The 25,875-nt window shown below is 69.9% G+C and carries 20 protein-coding genes and 2 pseudogenes; 4 read left to right on the top strand and 18 right to left on the bottom strand.

What is annotated here, in order from left to right; all coding sequences use genetic code 11:
- Positions 1 to 266 precede the first annotated feature (266 nt).
- From ACYVO6_RS30270 to ACYVO6_RS30240, 7 genes are all read right to left on the bottom strand, one after another.
- A complete protein-coding gene (locus ACYVO6_RS30270; RefSeq protein ID WP_461066699.1) occupies positions 267 to 704 on the bottom strand; it encodes a (deoxy)nucleoside triphosphate pyrophosphohydrolase in 438 nt (145 codons plus the stop codon).
- Between the two features lie 10 nt (positions 705 to 714).
- Positions 715 to 906 carry a UBA domain-containing protein gene (locus tag ACYVO6_RS30265; protein WP_461066697.1) on the bottom strand — a complete coding sequence of 64 codons (192 nt, stop codon included), beginning with the start codon at positions 904 to 906 and terminating at the stop codon, positions 715 to 717.
- 608 nt (positions 907 to 1,514) lie between these two features.
- Entirely contained in the window at positions 1,515 to 2,267 is a 753-nt protein-coding gene (locus ACYVO6_RS30260; RefSeq protein ID WP_461066695.1) for a GntR family transcriptional regulator, read from the bottom strand.
- Positions 2,268 to 2,434: 167 nt separating this feature from the next.
- Positions 2,435 to 3,649: a DUF4190 domain-containing protein gene (locus tag ACYVO6_RS30255; protein WP_461066693.1), complete on the bottom strand. Its 1,215-nt coding sequence runs from the start codon at positions 3,647 to 3,649 to the stop codon at positions 2,435 to 2,437.
- 324 nt (positions 3,650 to 3,973) lie between these two features.
- Positions 3,974 to 5,554, bottom strand: coding sequence for a S8 family peptidase (locus ACYVO6_RS30250; RefSeq protein WP_461066691.1), 1,581 nt, complete (start codon positions 5,552 to 5,554; stop codon positions 3,974 to 3,976).
- 275 nt (positions 5,555 to 5,829) lie between these two features.
- Positions 5,830 to 8,016, bottom strand: a complete 2,187-nt coding sequence (locus tag ACYVO6_RS30245) for a DEAD/DEAH box helicase (RefSeq protein ID WP_461066689.1) — start codon at positions 8,014 to 8,016, stop codon at positions 5,830 to 5,832.
- A gap of 254 nt (positions 8,017 to 8,270) precedes the next feature.
- Complete coding sequence (locus ACYVO6_RS30240) at positions 8,271 to 9,017, bottom strand: SAM-dependent methyltransferase (RefSeq protein ID WP_461066687.1); 747 nt, start codon at positions 9,015 to 9,017, stop codon at positions 8,271 to 8,273.
- 418 nt (positions 9,018 to 9,435) lie between these two features.
- Here ACYVO6_RS30240 and ACYVO6_RS30235 point away from each other — a divergent pair, with 418 nt between their 5' ends.
- Complete coding sequence (locus tag ACYVO6_RS30235) at positions 9,436 to 9,684, top strand: type II toxin-antitoxin system VapB family antitoxin (RefSeq protein ID WP_461066685.1); 249 nt, start codon at positions 9,436 to 9,438, stop codon at positions 9,682 to 9,684.
- Positions 9,681 to 10,094, top strand: coding sequence for a PIN domain-containing protein (locus ACYVO6_RS30230; RefSeq protein WP_461066683.1), 414 nt, complete (start codon positions 9,681 to 9,683; stop codon positions 10,092 to 10,094). The genes ACYVO6_RS30235 and ACYVO6_RS30230 overlap by 4 nt, the downstream gene beginning before the upstream one ends.
- Before the next feature lie 48 nt (positions 10,095 to 10,142).
- Here the strand turns inward: ACYVO6_RS30230 and ACYVO6_RS30225 are convergent, their stop codons facing one another.
- The 6 genes from ACYVO6_RS30225 to ACYVO6_RS30200 form a co-directional block, all read right to left on the bottom strand.
- Entirely contained in the window at positions 10,143 to 11,681 is a 1,539-nt protein-coding gene (locus ACYVO6_RS30225; RefSeq protein ID WP_461066681.1) for a sensor histidine kinase, read from the bottom strand.
- Complete coding sequence (locus ACYVO6_RS30220; RefSeq protein WP_461066679.1) at positions 11,678 to 12,382, bottom strand: response regulator transcription factor; 705 nt, start codon at positions 12,380 to 12,382, stop codon at positions 11,678 to 11,680. The genes ACYVO6_RS30225 and ACYVO6_RS30220 overlap by 4 nt, the downstream gene beginning before the upstream one ends.
- 81 nt (positions 12,383 to 12,463) lie before the next feature.
- Positions 12,464 to 13,348, bottom strand: coding sequence for an ABC transporter permease (locus tag ACYVO6_RS30215; protein ID WP_461066677.1), 885 nt, complete (start codon positions 13,346 to 13,348; stop codon positions 12,464 to 12,466).
- On the bottom strand, positions 13,345 to 14,277 hold the full coding sequence (locus tag ACYVO6_RS30210; protein WP_461066857.1) for an ABC transporter ATP-binding protein: 933 nt from the start codon (positions 14,275 to 14,277) through the stop codon (positions 13,345 to 13,347). The genes ACYVO6_RS30215 and ACYVO6_RS30210 overlap by 4 nt, the downstream gene beginning before the upstream one ends.
- A gap of 505 nt (positions 14,278 to 14,782) precedes the next feature.
- Positions 14,783 to 15,805, bottom strand: coding sequence for an aldo/keto reductase (locus ACYVO6_RS30205; RefSeq protein WP_461066675.1), 1,023 nt, complete (start codon positions 15,803 to 15,805; stop codon positions 14,783 to 14,785).
- 423 nt (positions 15,806 to 16,228) lie between these two features.
- Positions 16,229 to 16,594 (bottom strand): aldo/keto reductase, encoded by a 366-nt coding sequence (locus ACYVO6_RS30200; RefSeq protein WP_461066673.1) that lies wholly within the window; start codon positions 16,592 to 16,594, stop codon positions 16,229 to 16,231.
- 281 nt (positions 16,595 to 16,875) lie between these two features.
- Here ACYVO6_RS30200 and ACYVO6_RS30195 point away from each other — a divergent pair.
- Positions 16,876 to 17,371, top strand: a pseudogene (locus ACYVO6_RS30195) (alpha/beta hydrolase); the annotation flags it as partial.
- On the opposite strand, the gene ACYVO6_RS30190 reads toward ACYVO6_RS30195, so the two are convergent.
- Positions 17,343 to 17,681, bottom strand: a complete 339-nt coding sequence (locus ACYVO6_RS30190) for a hypothetical protein (protein WP_461066671.1) — start codon at positions 17,679 to 17,681, stop codon at positions 17,343 to 17,345. The pseudogene ACYVO6_RS30195 and the gene ACYVO6_RS30190 overlap by 29 nt on opposite strands.
- A complete protein-coding gene (locus ACYVO6_RS30185) occupies positions 17,674 to 19,389 on the bottom strand; it encodes a choice-of-anchor P family protein (protein WP_461066669.1) in 1,716 nt (571 codons plus the stop codon). The genes ACYVO6_RS30190 and ACYVO6_RS30185 overlap by 8 nt, the downstream gene beginning before the upstream one ends.
- Before the next feature lie 588 nt (positions 19,390 to 19,977).
- On the opposite strand from ACYVO6_RS30185, the gene ACYVO6_RS30180 reads away from it, so the two are divergent.
- Positions 19,978 to 21,561, top strand: a complete 1,584-nt coding sequence (locus tag ACYVO6_RS30180; protein WP_461066667.1) for a phosphodiester glycosidase family protein — start codon at positions 19,978 to 19,980, stop codon at positions 21,559 to 21,561.
- Positions 21,562 to 21,992: 431 nt separating this feature from the next.
- Here the strand turns inward: ACYVO6_RS30180 and ACYVO6_RS30175 are convergent, their stop codons facing one another.
- The 3 genes and pseudogenes from ACYVO6_RS30175 to ACYVO6_RS30165 all read right to left on the bottom strand — a co-directional run.
- Positions 21,993 to 23,411, bottom strand: a complete 1,419-nt coding sequence (locus tag ACYVO6_RS30175) for an ATP-binding protein (RefSeq protein WP_461066665.1) — start codon at positions 23,409 to 23,411, stop codon at positions 21,993 to 21,995.
- Positions 23,412 to 23,608: 197 nt separating this feature from the next.
- Positions 23,609 to 23,956, bottom strand: a pseudogene (locus tag ACYVO6_RS30170) (dTDP-4-dehydrorhamnose reductase); the annotation flags it as partial.
- Positions 23,957 to 24,090: 134 nt separating this feature from the next.
- Positions 24,091 to 25,875: DEAD/DEAH box helicase (locus tag ACYVO6_RS30165; RefSeq protein ID WP_461066663.1), on the bottom strand; the 1,785-nt coding region annotated here is incomplete at its 5' end.

Below are 25,875 nucleotides of genomic sequence, written 5' to 3'. Positions count from 1 at the left end.
GATTATGTCCGGTTTCGTGTGGTTAATGGGGACATACCCGGTATACGAGGCGGGGTACCGCACGCACCGCATGCCGGGGCTCGCTGTGGCACGAACGGCGTACGGGGGCGGGGGCCTCGGGCGTCATCCACGCCTCGCGCTCCTGCGCCCGCGGGCCCCCGGAGGAGGGGCATCGCGCGCCCCGTGGCGTTGTGTATGTCACAGCTGCGGCGGCATCCGCGTACGGGTTGCCTCCGGCGGCATCCGCGTACCCCTCGGCGCGGGCCTCACGCCTCCGGCGCCGGGGTTCCCCAGGCGTGGCGGGCTACCTCCATGACGGCCGGTACGTCCTGATCCAGCCAGTCGACGTCCCAGATCTCGTCCGGTGTCAGCCAGCGCAACTCGTCATGATCTTCAAGGGGTTTGGGGTCGCCGGAGCCGGGGAGCAGCCGAGCCGTCCAGACCTGGAGGGTGTACGGGGGCTTCAGGAGCCACTCCCCCGGGATCCGTACGACTGGCTCCGCCTCTACGCCGAGCTCTTCGCGCAGCTCGCGTACGAGGGCGTGCTCGGGGGTCTCGCCGGGCTCGATTTTGCCGCCGGGGAGTTCCCAGCGGCCGGCCAGGTCCGGGGGTGCGCTGCGGCGGGCGGCGAGTAGGCGGCTCTCGCCATCGCTCTCGCCGCCGCTCAGTACGGCGGCTCCGACCACCACGATTCGTTCCGTCATGCGGCGGAGCCTACGGGCTCCCGTTCTGGCCGTTCTGTTCGATGCGCTCGATCAGGTACAGCTGGTTGTGGCCGTGGCGTTCGAGGCGGTCCGCGATCTTCTCGGCTTCGGTTCTGGTTGCGCACCTGCTGACTGTGTAGCGGTTGCCGTTGTCGTCGCGACGCACGACGAGCCAGGGCAGCGTGATGGTGCCGTCGCTCATCGCGCTCCCCCTCTGCGTTCCGCTCCGTGCTCTGACCCGCTCCATAAGGAAACCGCAATCCGCATATGCCCGAGCCTACGCCTAACCTTCACGCTGCGCGTACGGGTTTTTACAGGTTGGGTTCGTTTTCGCGTGCGGGTTGCCTCCGGCGGTTGCGCGGGGTGCCTACGGGGGTGGGGTGCTGGATTCGTGGGCGACTGCAGGCCCGTCGTGGCTGGTCGCGCAGTTCCCCGCGCCCCTAAAGGGCGCGTCCCTGGAGCCCCCAGCCACCACGTGCCCGCACTTGCCCGCCGGCGGGAGGGGCCGTGGGCCGGTGCGTCGTATGCCCGTCGCTTAGGTTCTGTCTCGGAGAACCAGGACCCTGTACCAGCAAAGGGCCGTACGCCCGGCCTGCGACGGGCTGACGCACCGGCCCGCGGCCCCGCACCCACCACGCACCTAAGGGGCGCGGGGAACGGCGCGACCAGCCACCCACAACCCGCAGCCGCCCAACCGCCGGAGGCACCCCGCGGGGAACGGCGCGACCAGCCACAACGAACCCGCACTCGCCAGTGAACCGAACCCGCCCTCCCGGTAGGCGCCCCCGCTCAACCGCCGGAGGTAGCCGGCTACCTCACCGGCAGGTGGTACGACACCCGGTATCGGTCAGCCGGTACCACCACGTCCGCCGTTTCCACCGGTTGGCCGGAGGCGTAGAACGTGCGGTGGATGACCAGGACCACGTGGCCGGGAACGCCGCCCAGGGCGGCGAGTTCCTCGGCGAGGCCCGGTCGGGCGCCTACTTCCTCCGTGACGTTGTCCACGATGACGTTGATGGCCGCCATGCGTTCGGCCACGCCCATGCCGCCGAGGGGGCCCTCTTCGGGGAGCATCACGGGTGTGCGGCCCGTGACGGCCAGCGGTTCCCAGGACGTGGAGAGCATGATCGTCTCGCCTGCGTCCCGGAAGACGTACTGCGTACACATCACGCGGTCGCCCGGAGCGATGGCCAGCCGCGAGGCGATCGCGGCGCTTGCCTCGGCCTGGCGGCTGTGCGATTCCCAGGTGCCGCGCGCCTCGGCGTCGGCCTGCTCCTGGCGGAACGGGGTGGCGCCGCTCTCCGGCCGGTACCCGGAGCGGGCGATGCGGCGTGGCACGGGACGTGCGCGCACATACGTACCGGATCCCGAGCGGCCCTCGACCAGCCCCTCGGCCATCAGCACCTTGCGGGCCTCCAGGGCGACCGTGTCCGAAACGCCGTACTCCTGGCGGATTTTGGCCTGGGACGGGAGCCGGGTGTGTGGTGGCAGCGAACCGTCGACGATCTTCTTGCGGAGATCACCCGCGACACGGAGGTACGCCGGCTGCTCACCGAATGCCACTGGCCGCTCCCATCAGGTTGCACAGACAGCAACAGCGTGGCAACCCAGGGTTGTATCAAGCAAGTAAAGGCCAGAGAATCACTCGATGTGATGACAGGGGGTGGGGCAGGTCTTTACCAGGCGCTTTCTCTCCGCTATGGACGCCGAGATCTGCGTATGGCCGACCGTCACACCTCGGCGCCGCCGCCCCCGGTGCTGCCGCCGCCTTCGCCGGGCTCCTCGTTGTAAGTCGGCGGGGTCGTGGTGAGACCCAAAGCCTTGCGTGCGGTGATCGTCCCCTTGGGGTCGGTGAGGTTCGCGGCCTTCTCGTAGTGCTCGTAGTAGGCGTCCGGGTCGGCTGCCGTGGCAGCCTTCTGCCACTCCTTCTGGGCCGCGTCGAGGTCCTTGACCAGCGCGGTGACCGGGCCTTGCGCTTCGGCGCCCCAGTCGTGGCCGCGGAGCATGCCGACCTGCTCGGTGAGGGCGCCGGAGACCCGTGTCGCCCACTGCTTGTGGCCGGGCAGGTCGTCCTCGACGTACTCCTCCGTGGGTGCCGACTCCATCGCCTCGTTGTGGACCTGATCCGCCTTCAGGTAGGCGATCTGGTCGGCGTCGAGCGTGGTCTCGTCGCTGCGCAGCGAGCCGGTCAGGCCGGCCGAGGCGTCCACGTTGCCGAACAGGCAGCTGATCTCACGGTCACCCAGGCCCCAGCTCTGCCGGGTCGGGGTGAAGTAGTAGATGTCGACGTCGTCCGGCAGGGCCCAGGAGTCCATGGCGTACGCGTACTGAAGCGTGTAGCACTTGTCGTCGGCGGCTTCGGTGATGGCGGCGTCACCCGGGTAACCGCCGTTGTCCAGCTGGAAGTTCGCGAAGACCTCGCCGTCGTGCTCGCCCGCGCACGGCACCTTGTCGACGTCGTACGCCACGCCCTCCAGCGAGCCGCCCGGCGCATCGAAGCACTCGCCCTTGTCGACGGAGAAGGTCGCGCCCTCCCGCGCGCCCTCCTTGAAGCCCTCCCAGAACTCGGACGCGCCGCCGCTCGCGAACGCGAACACGAGGAACGCGGCGCCGATCCCGGAAAGGATCATCCCGGCGATCGCCATGCCCTTGCCGCGCTCGCCCTTCCTCTTGATCTGCGCCAGCGCGATGAGGCCGAGGATCAGCCCGATCAGCGGCAGGAAGCAGAGGATGCCGAGCACCAGCGCGGCGATGGCGAAGCCGTTGACGGGAGGAGCGGGAGGGGGAGGGGCGTATGGGGAGTGCGGAGGGTAGCCCTGGCCCCAGGGCTGATAGCCGTACGGGACCGGTCCCTGGCCCTGGCCGGGTGGAGCGCCGTACGGGCCGGGAGGCGGGTACTGGCCGCCTTGGGGCTGCTGAGGCCCAGGGGGCGGAGGTATGTCCACTACTACCGTGCTCCTCGTCCGAGCGGTGCGAGAACTGACGTACGACAGGCGCATGGTATGCGGGGGGCGGATGGGGGCGGAACGCGGATGACGAACGCGTCGATTCGGCCGGCCGGGACGGCGGTCGGCGCGGTCAACGGGCTGATGGCGCGATGGGCCGAGGCGGCAAGAGGCGACACGGTCTTCTCGGCCGCCGGGGTCTGGCCGCTGCTCGCCTTTCTGGCGGACGGCGCCGCTCGCGCCTCGTCCTCGCGGCGGGCCGGGTCACGGACCCGAAGCCGTACCGCGAGGACGAGGGTTGAGGACGGGGTTACTGACGAAGGCTCAGAACTGCAGCGCCCATGAGTCGATCCGCCCGGTGTCCTGCGCCGCGTTGTCACTCACTCGGAGTTTCCACGTGCCGTTCGCCACCTCCGACGAGGCGTTCACGGTGTACGTGGTGTTGATGTTGTCGGTGGAGCCACCCGTGCCGTACGCCTTCAGCGTGTAGGCGGTCCCGTCTGGGGCGATCAGCTGGACCTGGAGGTCGCCGATGTACGTGTGGACGATGCTGACCGGCACGCTCAGGGCCGAGGGTGCGTTGCCCGTGACGCCGGTGACCGCGAGCGGTGACTCGACCGTGGCGTTGTCGGCGATCGCGTAGTCGCCGCCGTTCTCGAAGCGTGAGCCGGTGGGCGGCGGGGTGGTGCCGCCGCTGCCGACGCGCAGGAGGCGGTTGGGCGAGCCGGTGCCAGGGCTGGTGACGACTCCGGTGGTGGCGGAGTTGACCAGTGCGGTCTGGACGGCGGCCGGGGTGGCGGTGGGGTTGTCCGCCAGGTAGAGGGCGGCGGCTCCGGCTACGTGCGGGGTCGCCATGGACGTACCGGAGATGGTGTTCGTCGCGCTGTCGCTCGTGGCCCAGGTGGAGGTGATGGAGGAGCCCGGGGCGAAGAGGTCCAGGACGGTGCCGAAGTTGGAGTAACTGGCCTTGGCGTCGGTGCTGGTGGTGGCGCCGACGGTAATGGCCTCGGTGACGCGGGCGGGCGAGCGGGTGTTGGCGTTGACCGTCTCGTTGCCGGCCGCGACGGCGTAGGTGACGCCGGAGGCTATGGAGTTGCGTACGGCGGTGTCGATCGCGGTGTCGACGGTGCCGCCGAGGCTCATGTTGGCGACGGCCGGCTTGACGGCGTTGCTCGTCACCCAGTCGATGCCCGCGACGACCTGGGCGGTCGTGCCGGAGCCCGAGTTGTTGAGTACGCGGACGCCGACGATCTTCGCCTTCTTGGCGACGCCGTACGCCGTACCGGCGACCGTACCGGCGACGTGCGTGCCGTGGCCGTGGCCGTCCTGGGCGGTGTTGTCGTTGTCGACGGCGTCATAGCCGTTGGCGGCCCGGCCGCCGAAGTCGGTGTGGGTGATGCGGACACCGGTGTCGATGATGTAGGCGGTGACGCCCTCGCCTGCGGTGTCGTCGTAGGTGTAGCTCTGGTTGAGCGGGAGGGCCGCCTGGTCGATGCGGTCCAGGCCCCAGGAGGGCGGGTTGGGCTGGGTCGCCTCGATCGAGAAGACGCGGTTCTGGACGACGGAGGCCACGGCCGGGTCGGCGGCGAACTTCTTCGCCTCGGCCTCGGTCGCCTCGACGGCGTAGCCGTTCAGCGCCTTCTTGTACGTACGCTCGATGGTGGCGCCGTACTCCTTGGCCAGTGCCCTGCCCTCGGCGGAACCGGCCTTCGCGGCGTCCGCGTCGAGGGTCACGATGTAGCTGTTCGCGATCGTCCCGGGTGCGCCCGCGTACTGGACGGGGCCCACGGGGGCCGCGGCGGCCTGGGCGGGGATTGCGGTGACGAGGCCTGCGACAAGGGCCGTCGCACTGATTCCGGTGCCGATTCCGGCAAGTCTTCGCCGGGCATGACGCATCACTGCCATCTGAGGGATCCTCCTCAATCGGTGGCGCGCTGGTGGGGGGTGGTGCCGGTGGAGCTGCACGTGGTTGTGCCGGTGGAGCACACGCGGGTGGTGCGGGCACGCAAAAGAAGACAGGGTCATGCCAAGTTCGGTGACAACCCTGTGCGTCAGCCGAAAGATTGAGGCTTCCACAGGAATTGCACAAGAGCCCTGCACGGACGTAACACAGGCGCCATATGCCAGTCATGACACAACGTCACAAAGCGCGGGGGCTGGGCCGTGCGGGGAGTCGGGTCTCATGTGACGGTAGCCAGCCGTTGCTGTTCCTCCTCCACTATGCGGCGGGCGAGGGTGCCGTCCGAGACGTCGACGGCGTCCGGGGTCGCCTCGGCGACATCGCTGCGGCGGGCGTACGCGTCGAAGAGGCGCGCCTTGTTCTCCAGGATGCGCAGCAGCCGGTCGTCCACGCTGTCCGTGGCCAGCAGGCGGTGCACCTGGACCGGGCGGACCTGGCCCATACGGTGGGCGCGGGCCACGGCCTGGTGCTCCAGGGTGGGCTTGACCTGCGGTTCGCACAGGATCACCACGGACGCCGCCTGGAGGTTGAGGCCGACGCCGCCCGCCTCTATCTGGCAGAGCAGGACTGCGTGGCCGTCGGCCGCCGTGAACTCATCGACCAGCTGCTGCCGGCGAGCGGCCGGTACGCCACCGGCCAGCGGTCCCAACGCGCCCTCCCCCAGGGCATGTTGGACCACGGCGAGTACGTCCCGGAAGTACGAGAACACGACCACCTTGAGCCCGTTCTCGGCCGCCTCGGCCACCAGCTCACGCAGGCGTTGCAGCTTCGCGGACTTCTCCGCGTCCGCATACGCGGCTCTGCGCATCGCCATGAAGTTCCCGGCGGCGACCGCCTCGCGGTAGGCGTCCTGGTCGGCGGCGCTGAACTCCTCCCACTCGTCGACCTGGAGCAGCGCGGGCAGTTCGGTGAGTACGTCCTGCTGGTTGCGGCGCAGATAGGCGGGGGCGACGGACTTGCGGAAGGTGTTCGGGCCCGCGACCACGTCGCCGCCCTGGATTCTGGGCACCAGCTCGGGCTGGAGGTAGCGGACGAGCGTACGGAACTCCTGGACGCGGTTCTCCATCGGCGTACCCGTGAGGAACAGGACGCGCTCGCACCGGTCGGTCCAGGCGGCGACGGCGCGGGAACGGCGGGCGTCGGGATTCTTCACGTAATGGGCCTCGTCGACGACCAGTGCGGCCGGGGGTGCTGTCGCTCTGTCCGGCGCGGGCAGGCTGTGGAGCACGTCGAAGGTGGTGACCGCGACGCCGCCACGCTCACGCCACTCCGCGTACGCCTGCTGCCGCTCGGGGCCGTGCACGGGCACCGCTCGCAGGGTGCTGCGCGAGCGGATCTCGCGGGTCCAGTTGATCAGCACGCTCGCCGGGCAGACCACCAGGAAGTGACTGTGCCCGTGCGCCGCCAGGTGCGCGAGCACGGCGATGGCCTGGACCGTCTTGCCGAGCCCCATCTCGTCGCCGAGCACCACCCGCCGCTGTGCGAGCGCGAAGCGCGCGCCGAAGGACTGGTAGCCGCGCAGCGAGACCCGGCGGTGGGTGTCGTCCAGCCCCTGCGCATGCACCCGCTCGGCGATCTCCGCCGGCAGGAAGCCCTCGGCGGCCGCGACGTCGGGGGCGCTGCCGGCGACTTCGGCGATCTGGCTGTAGTACTCCGTGGAGCGCAGCTCGAAGTCGACCCACGCCTCGGCCTCGGAGGCGGACTCGCGCAGCAGATCGGTGGAGGCCTGCGCCAGCAGCAGTCGTATGTCCTCGGTGTCGGCGGTGAGTTCGTGCAGCTCCGCGACCGCTACGAGCGCGCTCTCCCGCCGGGCTCTCGTGGACAGCGCCATCCGCAGCCGCCCACCGGCTGGCCGGGCCGCCGGAAGCAGCACCTTCAGCTTCCGGTCCAGGCGTTCGGCGGCGTCCACGGCTCGGCGCAGCTCGGGCCCCGCCTCGACAAGCCGCCGCAGCGCGATCACGAGAGCGGTGGTCCGGGGCTCCGGGTGATCGACGTCGATCCGTACGGACACGGTCTCCTCGACCGCCCGGGCGATCTGCCGGGCCGCAGCGAGCGCCTGATCGGCGGTCTGCGCCCCGACCCCCGGGATCTGCCGCAGCTCGAACCGGCTCGCCTCGTACACCTCCCGCACGGACCCGACCCCGGCCGCTTCCAGAGCCGCGATCCGCAACCGCCCCTCGGTGGCGTCCTTCAGCCGCGAAACGGGAATCCCCGCCAACTCCTCGACGACGAGCCCGGCCTGGATCGGCGCGAGTGCGCCGCGGACCTCGTCGACCGCCCGCCTGTGATCGTCGAGCACGGTCCGAGCGTCCCGATGCAGCCGCTCCCCCCGCGCCAGCACCTGCCGCGCCTTCCGCCCCACCGGCGCGAACACGGTCCCGCCACTCACCCCCTCACCGACTGCCATGCCGCCCCTCTTGCCCCGTACTTGTGCCGCTTCTGTACCGCTTGTGTGCTGTCTGCCGCGATGGAGACACATCTTTCCATGGGGGACTGACAGCGGCGGGTTGGTCGTTGGGGGGCGGTACGTGCCGTGCCCGTGATTCCGGCGGCACGTTGGCGAAGTACAGACACAGCTGGTCGGTGCGGTGCCGCGCGAGTGAGCCCCGGCAGGTTGCGCCGGGGCTCACTCGGAGTGGTGTGTCAGCGGTGGGTGGTGTGTCAGCGGTCCATCAGTACGAAGACGCCCCACCCGAGGTATTCGCGCTGGTACCTGGCGTGCTGGACGGGTGACGCAGTGAGTTCCGCGCGCATCTCGTCGGCGAGCTCGTCGTCGGGGTCGGCATCCAGCCAGCGGCGGATGTTGAGCCACTGCGCCGCGACGTACCGGTCCCAGCTGTCCTGGTCGGCAAGGACCATTTCGACGACATCACAGCCCAGGGCGCCGAACTGTTCGAGCAGTTCCGGCAGCGGGAGCAGGTCGTCCTTGCGGGCCATGTGGCAGCCCTCGACGGTGGCCTGATCCTGAGGCTCGCGGCGCCAGTACGGTTCGCCGATCAGCATCATGCCGCCGGGGACGAGGCTGCGCCGCAGGAGTTCGACGGTGCCCGGCACGCCGGGGCCGATCCAGGTGGCGCCGACGCAGGCGGCGATGCCGACCGGATCGTCGGCGACATGGCCCGACGCGTCCGCGTGCACGAAGCCGACCCGGTCGGCCACGCCCAGTTCCACGGCCCGCGCGCGGGCGGCGTCGATGAAGACGGTGCTGATGTCCACCCCGGTGCCGGTCACACCGTGGTCGCGTGCCCAGGTGCACAGCATCTCGCCCTTGCCACAGGCGAGGTCGAGCATGCGCGTGCCCGGCGACGGGCTGATGGCCTGACCCAGGATGGCCAGTTTTTCGCTGGTGAACGGGTTGGAGATGCGATGTCCGCTCTCGCGGATGGTGAAGCTACGTGGCAGATCCACTACTGGGATTCCTTCGGTCCGAGGAGGTCAGAACGGCTGGGGAAGGCGGCCGGCGGAAACTGGCCGCGATTACCTGGACCGTCATCAAATGCACCTCTTCGGACGCGGGAAGGCCGAGACCGGTCGACGGTACGGCCGCTGCGATCGTCGTGTCCATCGCATTTCGCGCTGACGCCTGTCGTGCCCGGTCGGTGAGTAGTCGGCTCGGCTTGCTCGAGGCAGAGCAAGCCGAGCCGGAGCAAGCCGAGCCGGTGGACCGTGGGCGGGTCTGAACGGCAACTGAGCCTGCGGCGCCCCGCGTTCAGCAGGTCGGGCGAGCCCGTGAGGGCCACGTGCCGAAGCCGGGGGTTGCCGCTGGGCGACCCTCGCCCCCTATGTATCCATGCTAGATTTTGGATATACAAATGAGGGGTGTCACATGGGCAAGACACTGATCGAGATCGACGAAGAGGCACTGGCCGTGGCGCAGGACGCGTTCGGCACCAAGACGAAGAAGGACACTGTCAACCGTGCCCTGCGGGAGGTCAGCGACCGGGTCAAGCGCCACGAGGCCCGCATGGCGGCAGAACGCATCGCCGCCGAAGCCCTGGACCTCGACGCCCTGACGGACAAGTCCGTCTACCGCCCCGGCCTCACTGTCGGCGACGACCAGGAACGGGCTGTGTGAAGTACCTGGCCGATACCTCAGCGGTGGCGCGCTTCCTGCAGCACGGCGCGGACACATGGGGGTGGGGAGAAGCGCTGGACTCCGGACTGGTCGGCATGTGCGAGGTCACGGAGCTGGAGGTCCTCCGCTCCGCACGGTCAGCTGCGCACCACAAGCAGATGGAACAGTACCTGGGCGGGTTCTACACCTGGGTGCCAGTCCCGGACGACACCTTCCGGCGGGCCCGGCAGGTCCAGCAGATTCTTGTGGATCACGGCGAGCACCGCAGCGCCGGACCGGTCGACCTTCTTGTCGCGGCGGTGGCCGAACTGTCCGGCCTCACCCTGCTGCACTGCGACCGCGACTTCGAGGCGATCGCCCGGCACACCGGTCAGCCCACGCTGATGCTCACGGACGGCTCCCGGCCGTAAAGAGCGCCACGAGGTCGCCATCCCACGCCGCCACCCGCCGCACATGCGCTAAGGGTGCAGCGGCAGCAGCATGCGAAAGGTGGCGCCCGTGCCAGGGGCCGTGCTGATCTCCACCCGGCCGTGGTGAGCTGTCACCAGGGAATCGACGATCGCGAGGCCGAGGCCCGCTCCGCCTCCCTCTGCTCGGCCTCGGGCGTTGTCCGCGCGGTAGAAGCGGTCGAATGCGCGGGCGGCCTGTTCGGGTGACATGCCTGGGCCTTCGTCGGACAACTCCAGGACCGCCAGGCCGTCTTGGGCGCCGACGCCGATCCGTACCGGCGTGCCGGGCGGGGTGTGGGCGATGGCGTTGCCGACGAGGTTGGAGGTCACCTGTCGCAGTCGCGCTTCGTCGCCGAGGACCGGTGCGCCGCCGGGCGGGCCTCCGCCAGGGCCGGTGAGGGAGACCGGCCGGCCGGGGTCGAGCGCGCGCAGGTCGTGCAGGGCGTCGGCGGCCAGGGTACGCAGGTCCATGGGGGTGAGCCGGAGGGGCAGGTCCGCACCGGCGGCGTCCTCGTCGAGGCGAGCGAGCAGCAGCAGGTCCTCGACCAGCCGGACGAGCCGGACTGCCTCCCGCTCGATGCGGCTCATCGCGGCGTCGACGTCGGTGCGTTCGGGCATGCCGCCCATCCGGTACAGCTCGGTGAAGCCTTTGATGCCGAAGAGAGGGGTACGCAGTTCATGGCTGGCGTCCGCGGTGAAGCGGCGCATACGTTCGGCGGTGGCGGCCCGCGCGGCGTCACCTGCTTCGATCCGGTCCAGCATGCCGTTGAGTGCGGCGGACAGGCGGCCCAGCTCGGTTCGTGTCGAGGCCGGCTTCGGGACGCGACGGGAGAGGTCGCCGGCCGCGATGGCCGCGGCTGTCGTCTCGATCCGGCGCAGCGGACGCAGCCCGGCGCGTACGGCGAACCACCCGACCCCGCCGAGCAGCGCGAGCACCAGGGAGTCGATCACGAGCACCCGGACGCCGAGCTGGCGGATCGTCGCGTCCACCTGGGCGAGTGAACCGGCGACGACAACACTCCCGCCCTGGGCGGCCCCTGCCTGTTGCCCCTGCCGCTCGCCGTCCGGCGCGGCCACGGATACAACGATCACTCGCCAGGCATCGCCGTCGCTCTCGGCCGGGGCCTCGAAGGGATGTCCGCTGCGTACGTCGACCGCCGCCGCGTCGAGCTTCGGCAGCTCAGGTGCACTGGCGGTAGCCGGCCGAAGGACTCGCCGCACGCGCCCGTCCGGGTCGAGGTAGGCCAGATAGACGTCTCCCGTCAGCTCCCGTTCCACGGTGTCCCGCACCTGTGGCGCCGTATCGCCCGGTGTGCCAGACAGGTCCGGCAGACGCGCCGCCACCCTGGCAGCGGTATGCAGCCGGCCGTCCAACTGGTGCACCAGGTTGCGCTGGAGCAAGGCGACGAGCAGGGCATTGCTGCCGAGCAGGGCCACTACGAGCAGCAGCAGGGAGATGATCACCAGTCGGCCGCGCAGCGAGAGCCGTCCGCCCGGGCCGCGCAGCGAGAGCCACCAGCCGGGGCCGCCCACCGGCGACGCGCTCACGGCCGGGGCCTGCGCAGTACGTAGCCGGTGCCGCGCACCGTGTGGATCAGCTTCGGTTCGCCTGCGTCGATCTTGCGGCGCAGGTAGCTGACGTAGGAGGCGACGATGCTGTCGTCGCCTCCGAAGTCGTAGTGCCAGACCAGTTCGAGGAGCTGCGCCTTCGACAGCACCCGTCCGGCGTTCTCCATCAGCACACGCAGCAGGCTGAACTCGGTCGGGGACAGCTGCACGGGCTGCCCGCCCTGCGTCACCTGGTGGCTGTCGGGGTCCAGTTCCAGGTCGCCCACGACCAGCCGGCCGTCCGGGTGGCGACCGCTGGTGCGGCGCAGCACGGCCTGGATGCGCAGGATGAGCTCCTCGAGGTTGAACGGCTTGGTGACGTAGTCGTCTCCGCCGGCCCTGAGCCCGCTGATCCGGTCCTCGGCCGCGTCGCGAGCGGTGAGGAACAGCACCGGCGGGTGGCCCGCTCCCGGAGCGGGATGCCGCTCACGCAGGCGGCGTACGACCTCGAAACCGGCGACATCGGGCAGCATCACGTCCAGGACGATCAGGTCGGGGCGCTGGTCACGCACCGCGGCCAGCGCCTGCGCGCCGGTCGCGGCCGAAACGACGTCGAACCCGGCAAGCCGCAGGCTCGCCGACAGCAGCTCACGCAGCGTCGGCTCGTCCTCCACCAGCAGCAGCCGTTGTGATGCCGTCATACGTCCCGCCCCCGACCGATCGTCCAGTCCCAGTCCCAGTCCCAGTCCCAGTCCCAGTCCCAGTCTCCGGCTCCTGGCCTGCTAGGCGTCGCGCCTGCGGAAGACGACGAACGCCGCCGTCAGCAGGACTGCGACACACCCCGCCATGACCGTGAGCCCGGTCCAGGGAGCCAGCAGCGCCGGATCACGGTAGCCGGTGATGATCTGTCCGCCGGCAATGGGCGGCCAGTACTTCGACACCCAGTCGCCGACCGCTCCGGGCAATGCCGGTGCGAACGCCTGCACGATCAGCATCACGCCGAACAGCGTCGTCACCGTCGCCGTCGTACTGCGGATCACGGTGCCGAGCGCCAGCCCGAACAGAGCGGCTAGGGCCAGGTACAGGCCGCCGCCCCAGATGCCGCGCAGCGCCAGGCCGTCGGACAGTCCCAGGTGCGGAGCGTTCGCCCCGGCCAGCGACGCCTGCCCGACAAGAAACCCGGCGAGCGACACCAGCAGCCCGACCGGCAACGCCACACCCACGAGCACCACGGCTTTGGCCGCCAGCACCCGGCCCCGATGCGGCACGGACGTCAGCGTGCCGACGATCGTGCGGGCACCGTACTCGGCGGTGATCACCAGACCGCCCAGCAGACCGAGCGCGATCTGCGCCAGCAGATAGCCGCGCAGACTGACGGCCAAGGGATCGAAAGCGGCCTGGTCCACGTCCGTCATGTCCGCGTACTCGGTTCCGGCGGACGTGCCGTTCAAAGCGGCGAGCCCCACACAGAACGCCAGGGTGCCCAGGACCACGTACAGGGTCGATCGCATCGTACGAATCTTGATCCACTCGGCGTGCAGACAGTGCCAGAACGACGCCCGGCCCGCCGGCTTCGGGGCGGCGGGCGAACTGTGCGGCCGCACTCGCGCCGGCGCGTCCCCTGACCTCAGCATCCCCAGCCGGATCTGCGTGGCCATCCGGCTCATCGGCTCGCCTCCTTCTCCGCCTTCTCCGCCTTCTCCGCCCGGAATTCCAGCGCATCACGCGTCAGGTCCATGAACGCCTGCTCCAAAGACGCTTGACGTGGTGTCAGCTCGTGCAGCTCCACATCGCCGGCCGCGGCCAGCGACCCGATCTCAGCCGCCTCCAGACCGGTCACCACCAGTCCGTCCGCACCATCCGTGCGCACGTCCACGGCCGAGGCCAGCATCCGGTGCAGCACGGCAGCCTCTGGACTGCGTACCAGGACCTCACGGTCGGAGTGCGCTTCGATGAACGCCTTCATCGTCATGTCCGCGATCAGCCGACCGCGCCCGATGACGATGAGATGGTCGGCGGTCAGCTCCATTTCGCTCATCAGGTGGCTCGACATCAGCACGGCGCGCCCCTCGGCGGCCATCCGCCGCATCAGCGAACGGATCCACACAATGCCTTCCGGATCGAGACCATTGAGAGGCTCGTCGAAGACCAGCACCGGCGAATCACCCAGCAACGCCGCGGCGATCCCGAGCCGCTGCCGCATCCCGAGCGAGAACGTCCCGGTTCTGCGCCGGCCCACGTTCTCCAGACCGACTTCCGCCAGTACCTCCTCCACCCGGCCGCGCGGGATGCCGTTCCCTGCCGCGAGCGCCAGCAGATGGTGGTAGGCGGTACGACTCGGCAGCACCGCCCCCGGGTCCAGCAAAGCCCCGACCGCTCTCAGCGGCGCGGGCTGCGCAACGTACGGCCGCCCGTTCACGGTGGCAGTGCCCGAACTGGCGGCGTCCAGGCCCAGGATCATGCGCAGCGTTGTCGACTTCCCCGCGCCATTGGGCCCCAGAAATCCAGTCACCTCCCCTGGGCGAACAGCGAAGGTCAGCCCATCCACGGCGAGGACCTCGCCATACCGCTTGGTCAGCCCATCCACTTTGATCATCAGGACTCCAGAACCGATGGTGTGCGCCATACGCGCGATCACCGCGCGCACCACCCACACTCATCCACCTGTCTGGGCCCGACCTGCACGAGCGTGAACGCTCCATGGGAATCGAGGGCCACGCCCGCCGGAAAACACCACGCCACGGCGTCCACCCCGCCGAAGACTCACACAGAACTCACAGAATGCGGCAGCCGGGTGCCGCCGTCGCGGAGAAACAGCAGGCTCTCGGATCCGGCTAAGAGCTCCGAACAGAATGGGAGTCCGATCAGCTCGCGGCGTCTGGTGCGTGCGATCGCAAGGCGCCGGAAGGTCCTCGATGGGGGTCCCCCCGCTCGAGCGAAGCCGAGAGTGGGGGAGGAGCTACTAGGGCCTTTTGGCAACGCGGCGAGCGTGCGTGCCAGGCGTCGCGAGCCGGGCGCCCATTCTGTTCGGAGCTCTAAGTGCCCACGCGCGCGGGCTGAACGGCCTGCGCTACGGCTCGGGTCGAGGGCGGCGGTGCCGTTCACCTCTCGTGGTTCATTTCCACGTCACACGTGGGCGTGGGCGCGTGTTCGGGTAGCAGTGCCGCCGCCTTCACGGCGGTCCAGAAGTCCGCCGGCACGGGATGGTTGAGGAGATCCACGCTCCCGGCCACCTCGTCGGCGGAGCGAGCGCCGACCACCACACTCGTGACAGCGGGGTGCCCGAGAGGAAACTGCACGGCCGCCGCGAGAGGCGGTACGTCGAAGTCCTCGCACACCTTCCTCAACGCCCCGATGCGCGCGGCCAGTTCGTCGGGTATCGCGGTGTATCCGTGCGGCGCTCCGGGACGCGGATCGGCCAGCAGCCCGGACTGGTAGACACCCGCGGCCATCACCGCGATCCCGCGCTCGGCGCACAGCGGCAGCAGCTCGTCGAGCCCGGACTGGTCGAGGAGGTTGTAGCGCCCGGCCAGCAGGACACAGTCGGGGCCGGGCGAAGCGGCTTCTTTCAGGAAGCGGACCGCCACGGGCGCGTGGTTGACGCCGAGCGAGACGGCACTGATGACGCCCTCGGAGCGCAGGTCGGCCAGTGCCCGATAGGCCTCGCCCACCGCGGCACCGAAGTCCTCGTCGGGGTCGTGCACATGGAGCACGTCGACGCGATCGAGACCCAGCCGCTCCAGGCTGTCCTCGACCGAGCGCAGCACCCCGGCATACGAATAGTCGAGCCGAGGCCCGACGCCCGCCGGAGGGTCCGCCCAGATCGGCTGGGTGTCGCGGCCTCCCGGTTCGATGAGTCGGCCCACCTTGGTGCACAGCACGTACGCGTCGCGAGGCCGCGACGCGAGGGCAGCGCCCGTACGGGTCTCCGAGCGCCCGTAGCCGTACACGGGGGCCGTGTCGTAGAGCCGTATGCCCAGATCCCAGGCGATATCGAGCGTGGCGGCCGCCCGCTCGTCCGACACCGACTCGAACAATCCGCCGAGAGAAGCAAGTCCCAGCCCGAGGCGGCTGACTCGCAGTCCCGTGCGGCCCAGCGGCACAAGGTCGTCTGCTCTCACCACCAACCCCTCCCCCACTCCACGCAGTTGAGCACCGAGTACCCCGACTACGCGGGTAAACGAACGGCGCGACAGACCCGAAGGCCGACGTGATCCACGCCGCGCTCACTCTGGTCGCGTTCAACCGGCTGCACCACCTCTACGACTCGCCGAGTGAGATGTTCCGGCCGCCCTATGACCGCCGTATCGAGCGGCTGCTGGACGGTATGCACACCAGTCAGAAGGTCATGGCAGGCACCCCCGGCACCCTCGACGCACTGCTGACGCCGCGTGCCCTCGCGGCGCTGGCGCACCCGACCGGGCGGCTGGCCGACGCCTTGCGGCTGGCCGACGGCGTGTGCACCGACTGGACGCCGCGGGCACCGATACGGCTGTACGCCGCCGACGGTCCCGGGGAGCCGTCACCGATGCCGACGGGCGGTCACGTCAGGAGTGGCCGAGGACTCGGTGGGGCTGGTACGGGGCCTCCAGGCGGGCGATCTCCTCCTCGCTCAGAGACACCTCCACCGCCGCGACCGCGTCGTCCAGATGGTTCAGCTTGGTCGCGCCCACGACCGGTGCGCTGATCGCAGGCTTGCCGAGCAGCCACGCCAGGGCGATCTGCGCAGGCGGCAGCCCCCGCTCAGCGGCGACCTCGCGTACCGCGTCGACCACGTCGAAGTCGGCGTCCCCGTACAGTTCCTCGGCGTACTGGTCGCTGCCCGCGCGGACCGTGAGCTGCTTGCCGCCGCGTTCGCGGGAACCGGCGAGCAGCCCGCGCCAGCGGGCTCCAGCAGAGGGAGCCCGGCTCACTGCGGGAACTGCGTATCGACCAGGCGCCTGACCAACGTGGCATCGATCGCGGGGCGGGCGTCCGGAGTCCTCTCGGTTGCCAAGAGCAGCTCCTGGAGTCGGCCCACTCCGTGCGGCGGGCAGTCGGGGCCATCACAGTGGTCGCGCACTCGTCTGTCGACCGGATTTCTCCACCGCCGTCATCTGCTACGGGACTCCGCGCGCCAGCTTCTCGAAGCCGACCCAGCATGTCCCCGAACCCACTGATCCATCCCTGAAAGTGGCTGCACCGAACGCTCGGGCTCGTCCTCCGCCTCGCCGCACGCCTCGACCATGAGCCCCTCACGTGGCCCGGCGCCAACCCGGAAGAGTCAACGGCAACGTGTTCCGCCAGATGATGCTGGACAGCCTCTACGACCCCGACGACTGTCCCGCCCTGGCCAAGCTGATCCTGGCCGCCCAGAAGGGCACCGTGCCGCCCTCGCCCCAGGCGCCGCCCGAGCCGGTTCTGCAGAACGTCACCGCGGTCAGTGCCGCCGCCCTCTGCAACGACGTCGCTTGGCCCAGGTCCTCGGCCGGTACGAGAAGGGGGTCGCCGAGAGCCGCGCCAAGTTCCCGCCGACCGCGGGGATGCCGAGGAACGCGGCGATGTGCGCCGCCTGGCCGTACACGCCGAAGGAGCCCGCGGTACGGATCACCGACCGTGGCCCCTCCACCGTCCTCATGGTCCAGAACCGGCGTGACGTGGCCACCCCCCTCAGCGGCGCCTTCAGAGGTCGACCGGCGACGTGTCGTCGCCGGTCGAGGGGTGTACCCCTGTCAGCAGTCGTTCTTCCAGGACGGTTGCGTAGATGGCGGCGCGGGTGGCCGGGGGGTGACTCGGGGGCCAGATCCCGCGCCGGAAAACGCAGCGGCGGCCGCGGAAGAGCACCACTGCCGTGGCGGCGACGACCACGTCGCCCGTGGCACCGGGTACGGCTTCGTGCGTGAGCGACTCGAGTTTGCCGCCCCGGCGTTCGCACAGATCCTGGACGGCCGGGAGGGCGGACCGCAGGAATACGTCCGTGTATTCCTGCGGTCCGCCCCATGTGGCGTGGCCGTCAGTCACCGCAGTTGTGCATCGCGGTGTCTGTCGAGGCCAGGACGACCTCGCCGCCGTCGGCGGGAAGGACGAGGTGGACTCCGTTGACCTTGAGGCCGGCATCGGCGCCGGTCGAGGGCAGTTGTTCATTCACGATGAGCCGGCCACCTCCGACGAGCGGGATCTCCGTATTCGGATCACCCGGCACGGTAACCGGAACTCCCGCGATCTTCAGGGTGAGCGTGGTGCTGCCCGTGGTCGTGCCGCACTCACTGGTGGAGGTGGCGGTGAGTCCGGACACCTCGATGAGCGGCACACCGGTCAGCCCGATGCGTGCCTGCGCCACGGTCGACGACGCCGTGACCTTGCCGGGGGCGAGTGTCGTGGTGACCTCGGGGCAGAGCTTCTGCACCGACAGCAGGGGTGAGCTGTACTCGGCCGAGCACGGGGTGTCGGTCGTGGTCGCGTCAGCCGTGCGAACGGTTCTGGTGTCGGGCTGCGGCTCGACGTCCAGGAGCGGTACGCCGAGGAGGTCGGCGTGCGCCGAGACGCCGTAGGCACGGCCCGTCGCGTACTGGAGCTTCAGCTGCGCGGAGGTGTCGGAGGCCAGGTAGCCGGCGTCACCGGCGAAGGAGGCGCGCAGCGGGACGGTGGCGGAGTCGTTGAGCGGCTGGTCGACCGAGGCGACGGTGCAGGTCGCGGCCCCCGTGTCGCTCGTCGTGCCGGTGCACGTCTGCTCGTCGTCACCCGTGCCGAGGGCGAACCGCACACTGCGCCCCGGCACCGCATCACCGTGGAAGTCGGTGAGCTTGGCCGACAGTTGGGCCGCAGTGCCGTTGGCGAGATTCCGTACGCCGGTGTAGTCGAGCTTCGTCGGTGAGGTCAGGCCCAGTTCGGCGGATGTGCTGGACGGGTTGTAGTCGTCGTCACCGGCGAAGGTGACGGCCACGGGCACCGTGTTCGACCCCTGCGGCTGGTCGACCGAGGCGACGGTGCAGGTCGCCGTGCCCGATGCCGTGGTGGTGCCGGTGCACGTCTGCTGCGTGGCCCCCGTTCCCAGGGCGAACCGTACGGAACGGCCGTTGACCGGCGTCCCGAAATTGTTGGTCAGCTTGGCCGAGAGGCTGGCCGGGGATCCGTTCACCGCAGTGCCGGCACCGGTGTAGGCGAGGGTGGTATCCACCTTGTGGGGCTGCTCGGGACCGGGACAGTCGGCGGCCTGGAAGCATGGGAGGAAGAAGTAGGCGGTGATGATCCCGAACGGCCTGCCGTCGCCCGAGCGTGGATCGTTGTGGGTGGCGTACACCACGACGAGGCTGGCCTCCGTGTTGGTACAGATCACCCGGTCGTCCGGGGCGGGGACGCAGTAGCCTCCCGTGCCTACGGTCTCCTGGATGTCCTCGTGGTCGGGCACCACACCGTGTTCCTGGATGTGGCGCCTGCCGAAGCCGTCCACCGGAGGGTCGCACGGAGGTTCGGTGCTTGCGGTGCAGTCGATCTGCCCCTCTCGCAACGGGATGTCGTTGCCCGCCACACCCTGGAAGGTGTCGACGACGGTCCAGTCGATCATGTGCGGATTCGGGTCGCCGGGGTCGGCGGATGCGGTGGCGGGTGCCACGAGTGCCCCCAACAGACCCAGGAGCAGGGCGAGTACGGCGGTTGACAGACGTCTGCGTACCCGGCTGTCGGCCCGGGTGCGCGTAGGCGTGCGCGGATGGCCATGAAGGACCTGCACAGATCCCCTCCTCGTGACCAGGCCGCCTCCGTGACGGTCCGGTGCCCCCGGCGATGCCCTGACCGCCGCGGGGGCACCCACCCTGCCGTTCAGTAAAGGACATGACAAATGGTTGGCGCGCGGCGGCGTGTCCTGTCAGCGCAGGCTCAGCCGATACGTGACCAGGGACCGGTCGGTGACCACGTCCCTCGTGCACCGTGGCACCCCGTGGACGGCCAGCCGTCGGATGCAGAGATCCGCAGGAACGGGCGCGGGTCCACTCAAGCTGCCGGAGACCGGCCAGGCTTCTGCCCCTGCCGTTCAGTCAAGGCCATCCGGGCTCCGGCGCGGTCCGCCGCCGAATGACGGGGCGCCAGGGTGCTTGGGCAGGGCCATTTCGTCCGTGAACGCGAACTCACCCATGGTTGACCCGAGGCAAGTTCACTGGCCGGACTTCCGGTATTCACTCGTGGGTTCAATCGTCGCTCGGGAACTCGCGTTCCCTGCGCAAGGAGTTGCGCTTGCCACGCATGAACGCGCGTTCCGAAACCATGTCATGTGTGCAAGTCAGCTGTGCACGCGATGCTCGTCCGCGACCTAGGAGTGCCTGTGGCCCTCGCACGCCGTCCGTTCAGAGTTGCCGTGAAGGCGTCGGCGGTTGCCGTCGCTACGGCGGGACTTGTCGCTCCCGGTGTTGTCGTCGACCAGTACGACAACACCGCGGCCGCCGCTTCGACGACCGCCGCCGTCCCTCGGCCGATCGCCGGCTGGCAGCATGATCGTCTCGCCTCCGGAGTCGATCTGTACCAGGGGAGGATCTCGGGCCGTCCCGGTGCGGACCACTGGACGGTCACAGTGCGCGCCGACGGCGCTCACCTCGCCACCGAGCAGGGCGCGGAGGCGCTGGCGGAGCGGCTGCGTGGCGCCGGATTCAGCGCTCGTAGTGAGCGGGTCGAATGGCCGCGGGGTTCGGACCGCAGCGGGCTGGTCGGCGTGCGAGTCCGGGTGGGAGAGTACGCCGACCGGACCGAGGCCGACGCGCAGCGTCAGGCCCTCGCGGCCGCGGGGTTCGACGCGGTCAGCGAGTGGACCGGCGCGGACGGTGTGCCCGGCACCGGTCTTGCCCAGGTCAAGGTGGCGATCATCGACCCGAAGCGCTATGGCGGTGCGCTGAAGGCCACGTACGGCATGGGTGTCGCCGGCCGGGAGAAGGTGAGCGACATGGCCGTCGGCGACGACGCCCTGCTCGGCGTCAACGCGGGCTTCTTCGTCATGGAGGGCAAGGACGGCGTGCCGGGCGCCTCGGCCGGTATTGCCGCGTACGACGGGGAGTTGCAGAGCGCGGCGACCAACGGCCGGATCGCGGCGGTGCTGCGCGGCGATGGTCTGCGCCCGGAGTTCAAGAAGCTCCGCACGGAACTCAGCGTCCGAGCGGGCGGGGCGTCCGCGATCGTGGATGGCGTCAACCGCGTGCCCGGCCTGGTCCGCAACTGCGGTGGCGTCGGCGGCGACTCCCCGACCGAACGGCCGCAGCACGATGTGACCTGCACCGATCCCGACGAGATCGTCGAATTCACCGACGAGTTGGGCGCGAGCACCCCGGCCGGTGACGGCATCGAGGCGGTGCTCGACGCGAGCGGCCGGGTGCGGGAGGTGCGTCAGCGCGGCGGTGCCGTGCCGGATGGCGGCAGCGTCCTGGCCGGCATCGGCGAAGGAGCCTCCTGGCTGCGTACGCACGCGAAGCCGGGCAGCGAACTGAAGGTGCGGCAGCGGATCCTGGACGAGCGCGGCCGCGAGCTCGAACTCGGCCCGCAGGACGACATCGTCAACGGCGGCCCCGAGCTGGTACGCGACGGAAAGGTCGCGGTGAACTACGCAGCCGACGGCATCGAGCGGATCGGCGACCCGTCCTTCGCGTACACCTGGGGCATCAAGCGCAACCCGCGCATGCTCCTGGGCGTCGACCGGCGGGGCCGTGTGCTCCTGGTCACCGCGGACGGCCGCCAGCCCGGCTACAGCGACGGATTCGGGCTGGGCGAAGGGGCGGAGCTGATGAAGTCGCTGGGTGCGGTGCGCGCCATGGCTCTTGACGGCGGTGGTTCGGTCACCACGGTGGTGAACGGCAAGGTGATCAACTCGCCGTCGGACGGCACCGAACGGACGGTGGGCGACGCGTTGCTGCTCACCCGCTGACGGCCGGCGTCACCCCGGCTGTCAGGTCTTGTGTCAGGCGGTGCGGGCGCAGGGCTGCGTTCTGGTCGGACGCGGGCCTTTCACGGGCGGCCGGTGCGTGATGCGGCCTGCAACGGCGGGGCTCCAAGCTGCCGCCAACCCGGCCCGTCCTGGCGAAAATGCCCTGACCTGCACAAACGCAAGTCAGGGGGCGAGTTCGACGCGAAACTAAACGTTGAACCGGAACTCCATCACAACCCGTTTGACCTGCGGAAACGCGAAGTCATCCCAGCACCATCCCAGCACGGGATTCACGACAAAGTACGAGGGGGCTCAGGATCGCCAACGCTACACAACAGCGCCGGCAAGGGGCCGAGGTCCGAGGAACTCTCCGCAACATCTGCGGCCTGATCGCGCTCACCAACTCCCATACCTCGCCTGCAATCCGCCACTCACAGCGGCCAAGCGGTGAGCAAATCGCCGGGGCCGTAGGTGGCATCGAGGCCCGGAGAGTCGACGCCGCTCCGCGAGACCGCCACAACTGGAACGGGTTCGTCGGTGAGGGCGGCTCGGTGTCGATGGAGAGCTGCCAGGTCGTGCCGGTCGAAGGGTGACTGCTCCAGCCACTTGATGGAGCCGAGGAAGAGCAGCTCCTTGGCAATGGGGGCGCGGTCCGCACCAACGATGTCGATCTCGACGTCGTTGGTGCGGGTCCAGTAGCCGCCCACTGCCGGGGCTGCAGGGAGCTGGTCGTCGGGCAGTATCCGGGCGAGCGCCTCGCGGATGAGCGGCTCGACCGCCCGGCCGCGCCAGCTGGTCCAGCTCTCCCGGATCCGGGCCAAGGTCAGATCGCCCCGCCCCCGCTCGATCTCCTCCATGGAGGGGCCGAGCAGGTGCAGCCAAAACCGCAGGTAGGGATCTGTCACCCGGTAGCGGCGATCCTTCGACGGACGCAGCGATACGGGCAGCTCCGCAGCGACGATCCGCTTATCCGTGAGCAGCCCCAGCGCTCGCTGCAACGGCGTGGCCCCGATTCCGCCAGCTGCACGAGCGATGTTAGTGAAGGTCCGCTCGCCGCTGCCGATAGCTGCCAGCACCGTACGTGCCTGAGCCTGCGGGGGAAATTCGGCAGCCAGCGAGCGTTCTGCCGACACCAGCAGGGCCGAGACCGGGTCACTCAGCGCCTCACCGAGGAAATCCCACAGCCCTGCGCCCCGCGGCCACTCCGCGCAGATCAGCGGCAGCCCGCCGGTGACCAGCGCGGCGTCGAAGGCTTCCGCCGGATCCAGCCCGAGCATCCTCCCCACCTCGGCGGGGTTCAGCGGTCCCAGCACCATCTCCCGGCCGCGCTGATGGAAGGGTCGTCCGTAGCTGTTCAGAGCCTCCATCATCGACAGATCGGAGCCGATGAGGACCAGCAGCACTGGCTTGGTTTCCAGAACCCGATCCCAGGCCCCCTGCAGCACCCCCTCAAAGGCGCCAGCGGTATCCATCAGGTACGGCACTTCATCGATGACCAGCACGCTCGCCCGGTCGGCGGGCAGCGCCGCGGCCAGCACATCGAACGCGGCATCCCAGTTCTCCGGCCGCGCGGCGGCCACCAGCCCAGCCAACGGCAACGTCGACGCTTGGGCATCCCGGGCCAGCCGTGCCAGATCATCCCTGGGGGACGCACCGGTCGCCGCATAGAACAGGAACGGGGCTCCGGAGCGCTCCGCAAACCGCTCGACCAGTCGCGACTTGCCCACTCGGCGCCGCCCGCGCAACATCACGCACCGACCGGGCCGCTCCCCGCCAACCTCTGCCGCCACCTTCTGCAGCTCTCGCTCCAGCGTCGCCAGCTCCTGCCGACGGCCTACGAAGTCCACCATGCCTACCGACCTCCACTCGTGATACTAACGTCAACGTTAGCAACATTGACGTTAGTGCGGTGCCTTTACCAGGTATCGCTCACGGTCAAGAGTCGTGGATCCGACGTCCCTCCGGCCGTGCGACACCGGGCCGGTCGTGCCACGCAGGGGCCAAGGCCAGCATCACGGTGCCCGCCAAGGGGGAGCCCGCACTTCTCCTACGCCTCGCCGAGGAACTCCCGGGCACCACGGAGCCTGGTAGTAGGCGAAGCTCAGTAGCGCGGCTGTCGAGCCGCACGTCGAGTGGCCCGGGCAGGCGCGTGTCCGCTCGGCGCCCGGACGGCAGACGGGATGCGTCCAGGCCGTCGCGCCGGGCGATGCGCGTACCGAGGTCGTAGCGGCTGAGAGCGTCGGGGCCGGCAAGGTGGAAGAGGCTGGCCCCCGTCCGATCGCGTGAGTTCCCACAAGGCGGCGGCCAGGTCCTCGACGTGCACGGGGCAGCGCACGTCGTCGGTGAAGAGAACACCTTCCCGCGTTCCGGCGATCAGCGCGTGCGCCAGGCGTTCGGGAATCAGTACCCAAAGATGGTGCCTGCAGTGCGAGTTAGTGGCCGCGGCCCCTGGCAGCCGGCCTCAAGCGGGATGGGTCCACCGACTTGGGGACCATGCTGGCCGCGCTGCGGGGAGAAGAAGGCGTCAGCTCAGCGCTCCGGGGTCCATCTGTGGATCAGCTCGTGCTGCGCCAGGTCCTTGAAGTAGCGGTGTCGCGACCAGGCGTCGAAGTCGCCGATGACGATGAGGCGCCGACGGGCGCGGGTGACCGCGACGTTGAGGAGGTTGGGCTTTTGAGCGGCCCAGTTCCGAGACCCCACCTGGGCGGCGCCGGTGCCCAGGACCAGGATCACGATGTCCGCTTCCTTGCCTTGCGTGGTGTGCACCGTGCCGTAGCGCTTGGAGGTGAGAGTCCTGCCCACAACCTTGCCGAGGTCGTGGACGACATCGCGGAACGGGCTGATGACAAAGACGGAATCGTTCAGACGGCGCTTTCGCGCTGCGGCATGGTCGCCTCCCTGCGCGGCACCGTGCAACGCCTCGCCGGTGTGCAGGCTCTCCTGCCGGATCGCCTCGTCAATGCGGGTGCGGATCCGGTCAAGGGTGGCTTCCAGGGCCCTTCCTTCCTCGGGGTTCCACTTCTCCTCGCCCGGCAGGGCGCGGACGTCCCACCACACACTGCGCTGCGCCAGCGGGAAGTCGTCCTGGTCCCGATGCACCCCGTAGACCATCATCCCGTCGTAGGCGATCTTGTTGCTGATGTCGAACATCAGGCGATCGCAGCGGCGGTGTACCCGCAGGGGCGAGCCGAGCCAGATGTCCTCGCCGTCCTGGTCCTTCAGCCAGGTGCCGTACGGGTTGAGGCGGTCGGCGAGTGCCTGGACGGAAGCGGCGGCCGGGGCCCACTGCCGGTCCACCGCGAAGTGTCCGGCCAGGCGCTGCTGGCCGGTCCACGGGAGGGTGACCACAGGTTCGAGCTGCAGCGGATCACCGACGACGACGGCGCGGCGGGCTCGCCACAGGGCGCCGACCACCTCCTGCGGGGCGGCTTGGCCAGCCTCGTCGACGAACAGCCAGCCCAAGGCCTCGCTGCCCAGCTGAGCGAACATACGGCCCATCGACGCGAAGGTCGTCGAGACCACAGGGACAACCAGGAACAGCAACTGCCAGGCGGCCAGCACTGTTTCAGCGTCCAGGTCCGCCGGCGCCTGGCCTTTGACCACCTCCATCACGGCCTGCAGATTTCTGCGCATGCGCTCGGGCGCGGTAGCCAGCAGCGCGCGGTGCAGATCCAGGGCCGCGAGGAAGAGTTCCGAGCGTGCCTCGGCGAATGCGGCGTCCATCCAGGGCGCTGACTGCTCGCGCGCCTCCATCGCCTGACGGTCATCGAGGGCCGCCTGCCATTCGGCTCCCGGCACCCGGTCGCCCCACCGCTCCTTAGCCATGGCCAGCCGGCGTTGCTCGGCTTCCCGCTCGCGGCGCCGTCGGACTACCTGCTGTCCAGCCTCGGCGGTTGTCGTGACCTGCCGCGCGCGAGCCTGCTCGCACGCGGTCAGCCGGGCCTGGGCGCGCACAATGGCGGCCAGTGCCTGGTCCAGATCTCCCTGGGCGGTGCGCAAAGCGGCGTGCCGTGCGGCACGTACGGATTGCAACTCGGAGAGACGGACGTCCGCGGCGTCCACATCCGCCTGGAGGGGGAGGCGTCCGGCCTCCCAGCGCCGCATGGGCTCGCGGGTGACCAGCCTTCTGATCAGGCCGGGTTTGCCCGCGTCGTAGGCGTGGAGTGCCGACTCCGCTGTCCTAACGCCTTCCTCGCCGTGGCGGACCGCGGCTTCGGCCAGGTCGAGCCGCGTTCGCTCGGCGGACATCGCTTCCTGGCACCGGGCATGCTCCTCCCGGTGGCTGGCAAGTTCGACTTCGACGCGCTGCTGCTC

The organism is Streptomyces pseudoechinosporeus (genome assembly GCF_054783935.1).
Note: the sequence above shows the minus strand (reverse complement) of the source record. Positions and strands in the feature narration are given on the sequence as shown.

Bases quoted from the DNA above. Each gene is read 5' to 3' on its own strand.
- ACYVO6_RS30245 (WP_461066689.1), bottom strand. From the start codon at position 8,016: ATGGCAGTCGGTGAGGGGGTGAGTGGCGGGACCGTGTTCGCGCCGGTG.
- ACYVO6_RS30215 (WP_461066677.1), bottom strand. From the start codon at position 13,348: ATGAGCCGGATGGCCACGCAGATCCGGCTGGGGATGCTGAGGTCAGGG.
- ACYVO6_RS30210 (WP_461066857.1), bottom strand. From the start codon at position 14,277: ATGATCAAAGTGGATGGGCTGACCAAGCGGTATGGCGAGGTCCTCGCC.
- ACYVO6_RS30175 (WP_461066665.1), bottom strand. From the start codon at position 23,411: ATGGTGGACTTCGTAGGCCGTCGGCAGGAGCTGGCGACGCTGGAGCGA.
- ACYVO6_RS30265 (WP_461066697.1), bottom strand. From the start codon at position 906: ATGAGCGACGGCACCATCACGCTGCCCTGGCTCGTCGTGCGTCGCGAC.
- ACYVO6_RS30250 (WP_461066691.1), bottom strand. From the start codon at position 5,554: ATGGCAGTGATGCGTCATGCCCGGCGAAGACTTGCCGGAATCGGCACC.
- ACYVO6_RS30235 (WP_461066685.1), top strand. From the start codon at position 9,436: ATGGGCAAGACACTGATCGAGATCGACGAAGAGGCACTGGCCGTGGCG.
- ACYVO6_RS30220 (WP_461066679.1), bottom strand. From the start codon at position 12,382: ATGACGGCATCACAACGGCTGCTGCTGGTGGAGGACGAGCCGACGCTG.
- ACYVO6_RS30270 (WP_461066699.1), bottom strand. From the start codon at position 704: ATGACGGAACGAATCGTGGTGGTCGGAGCCGCCGTACTGAGCGGCGGC.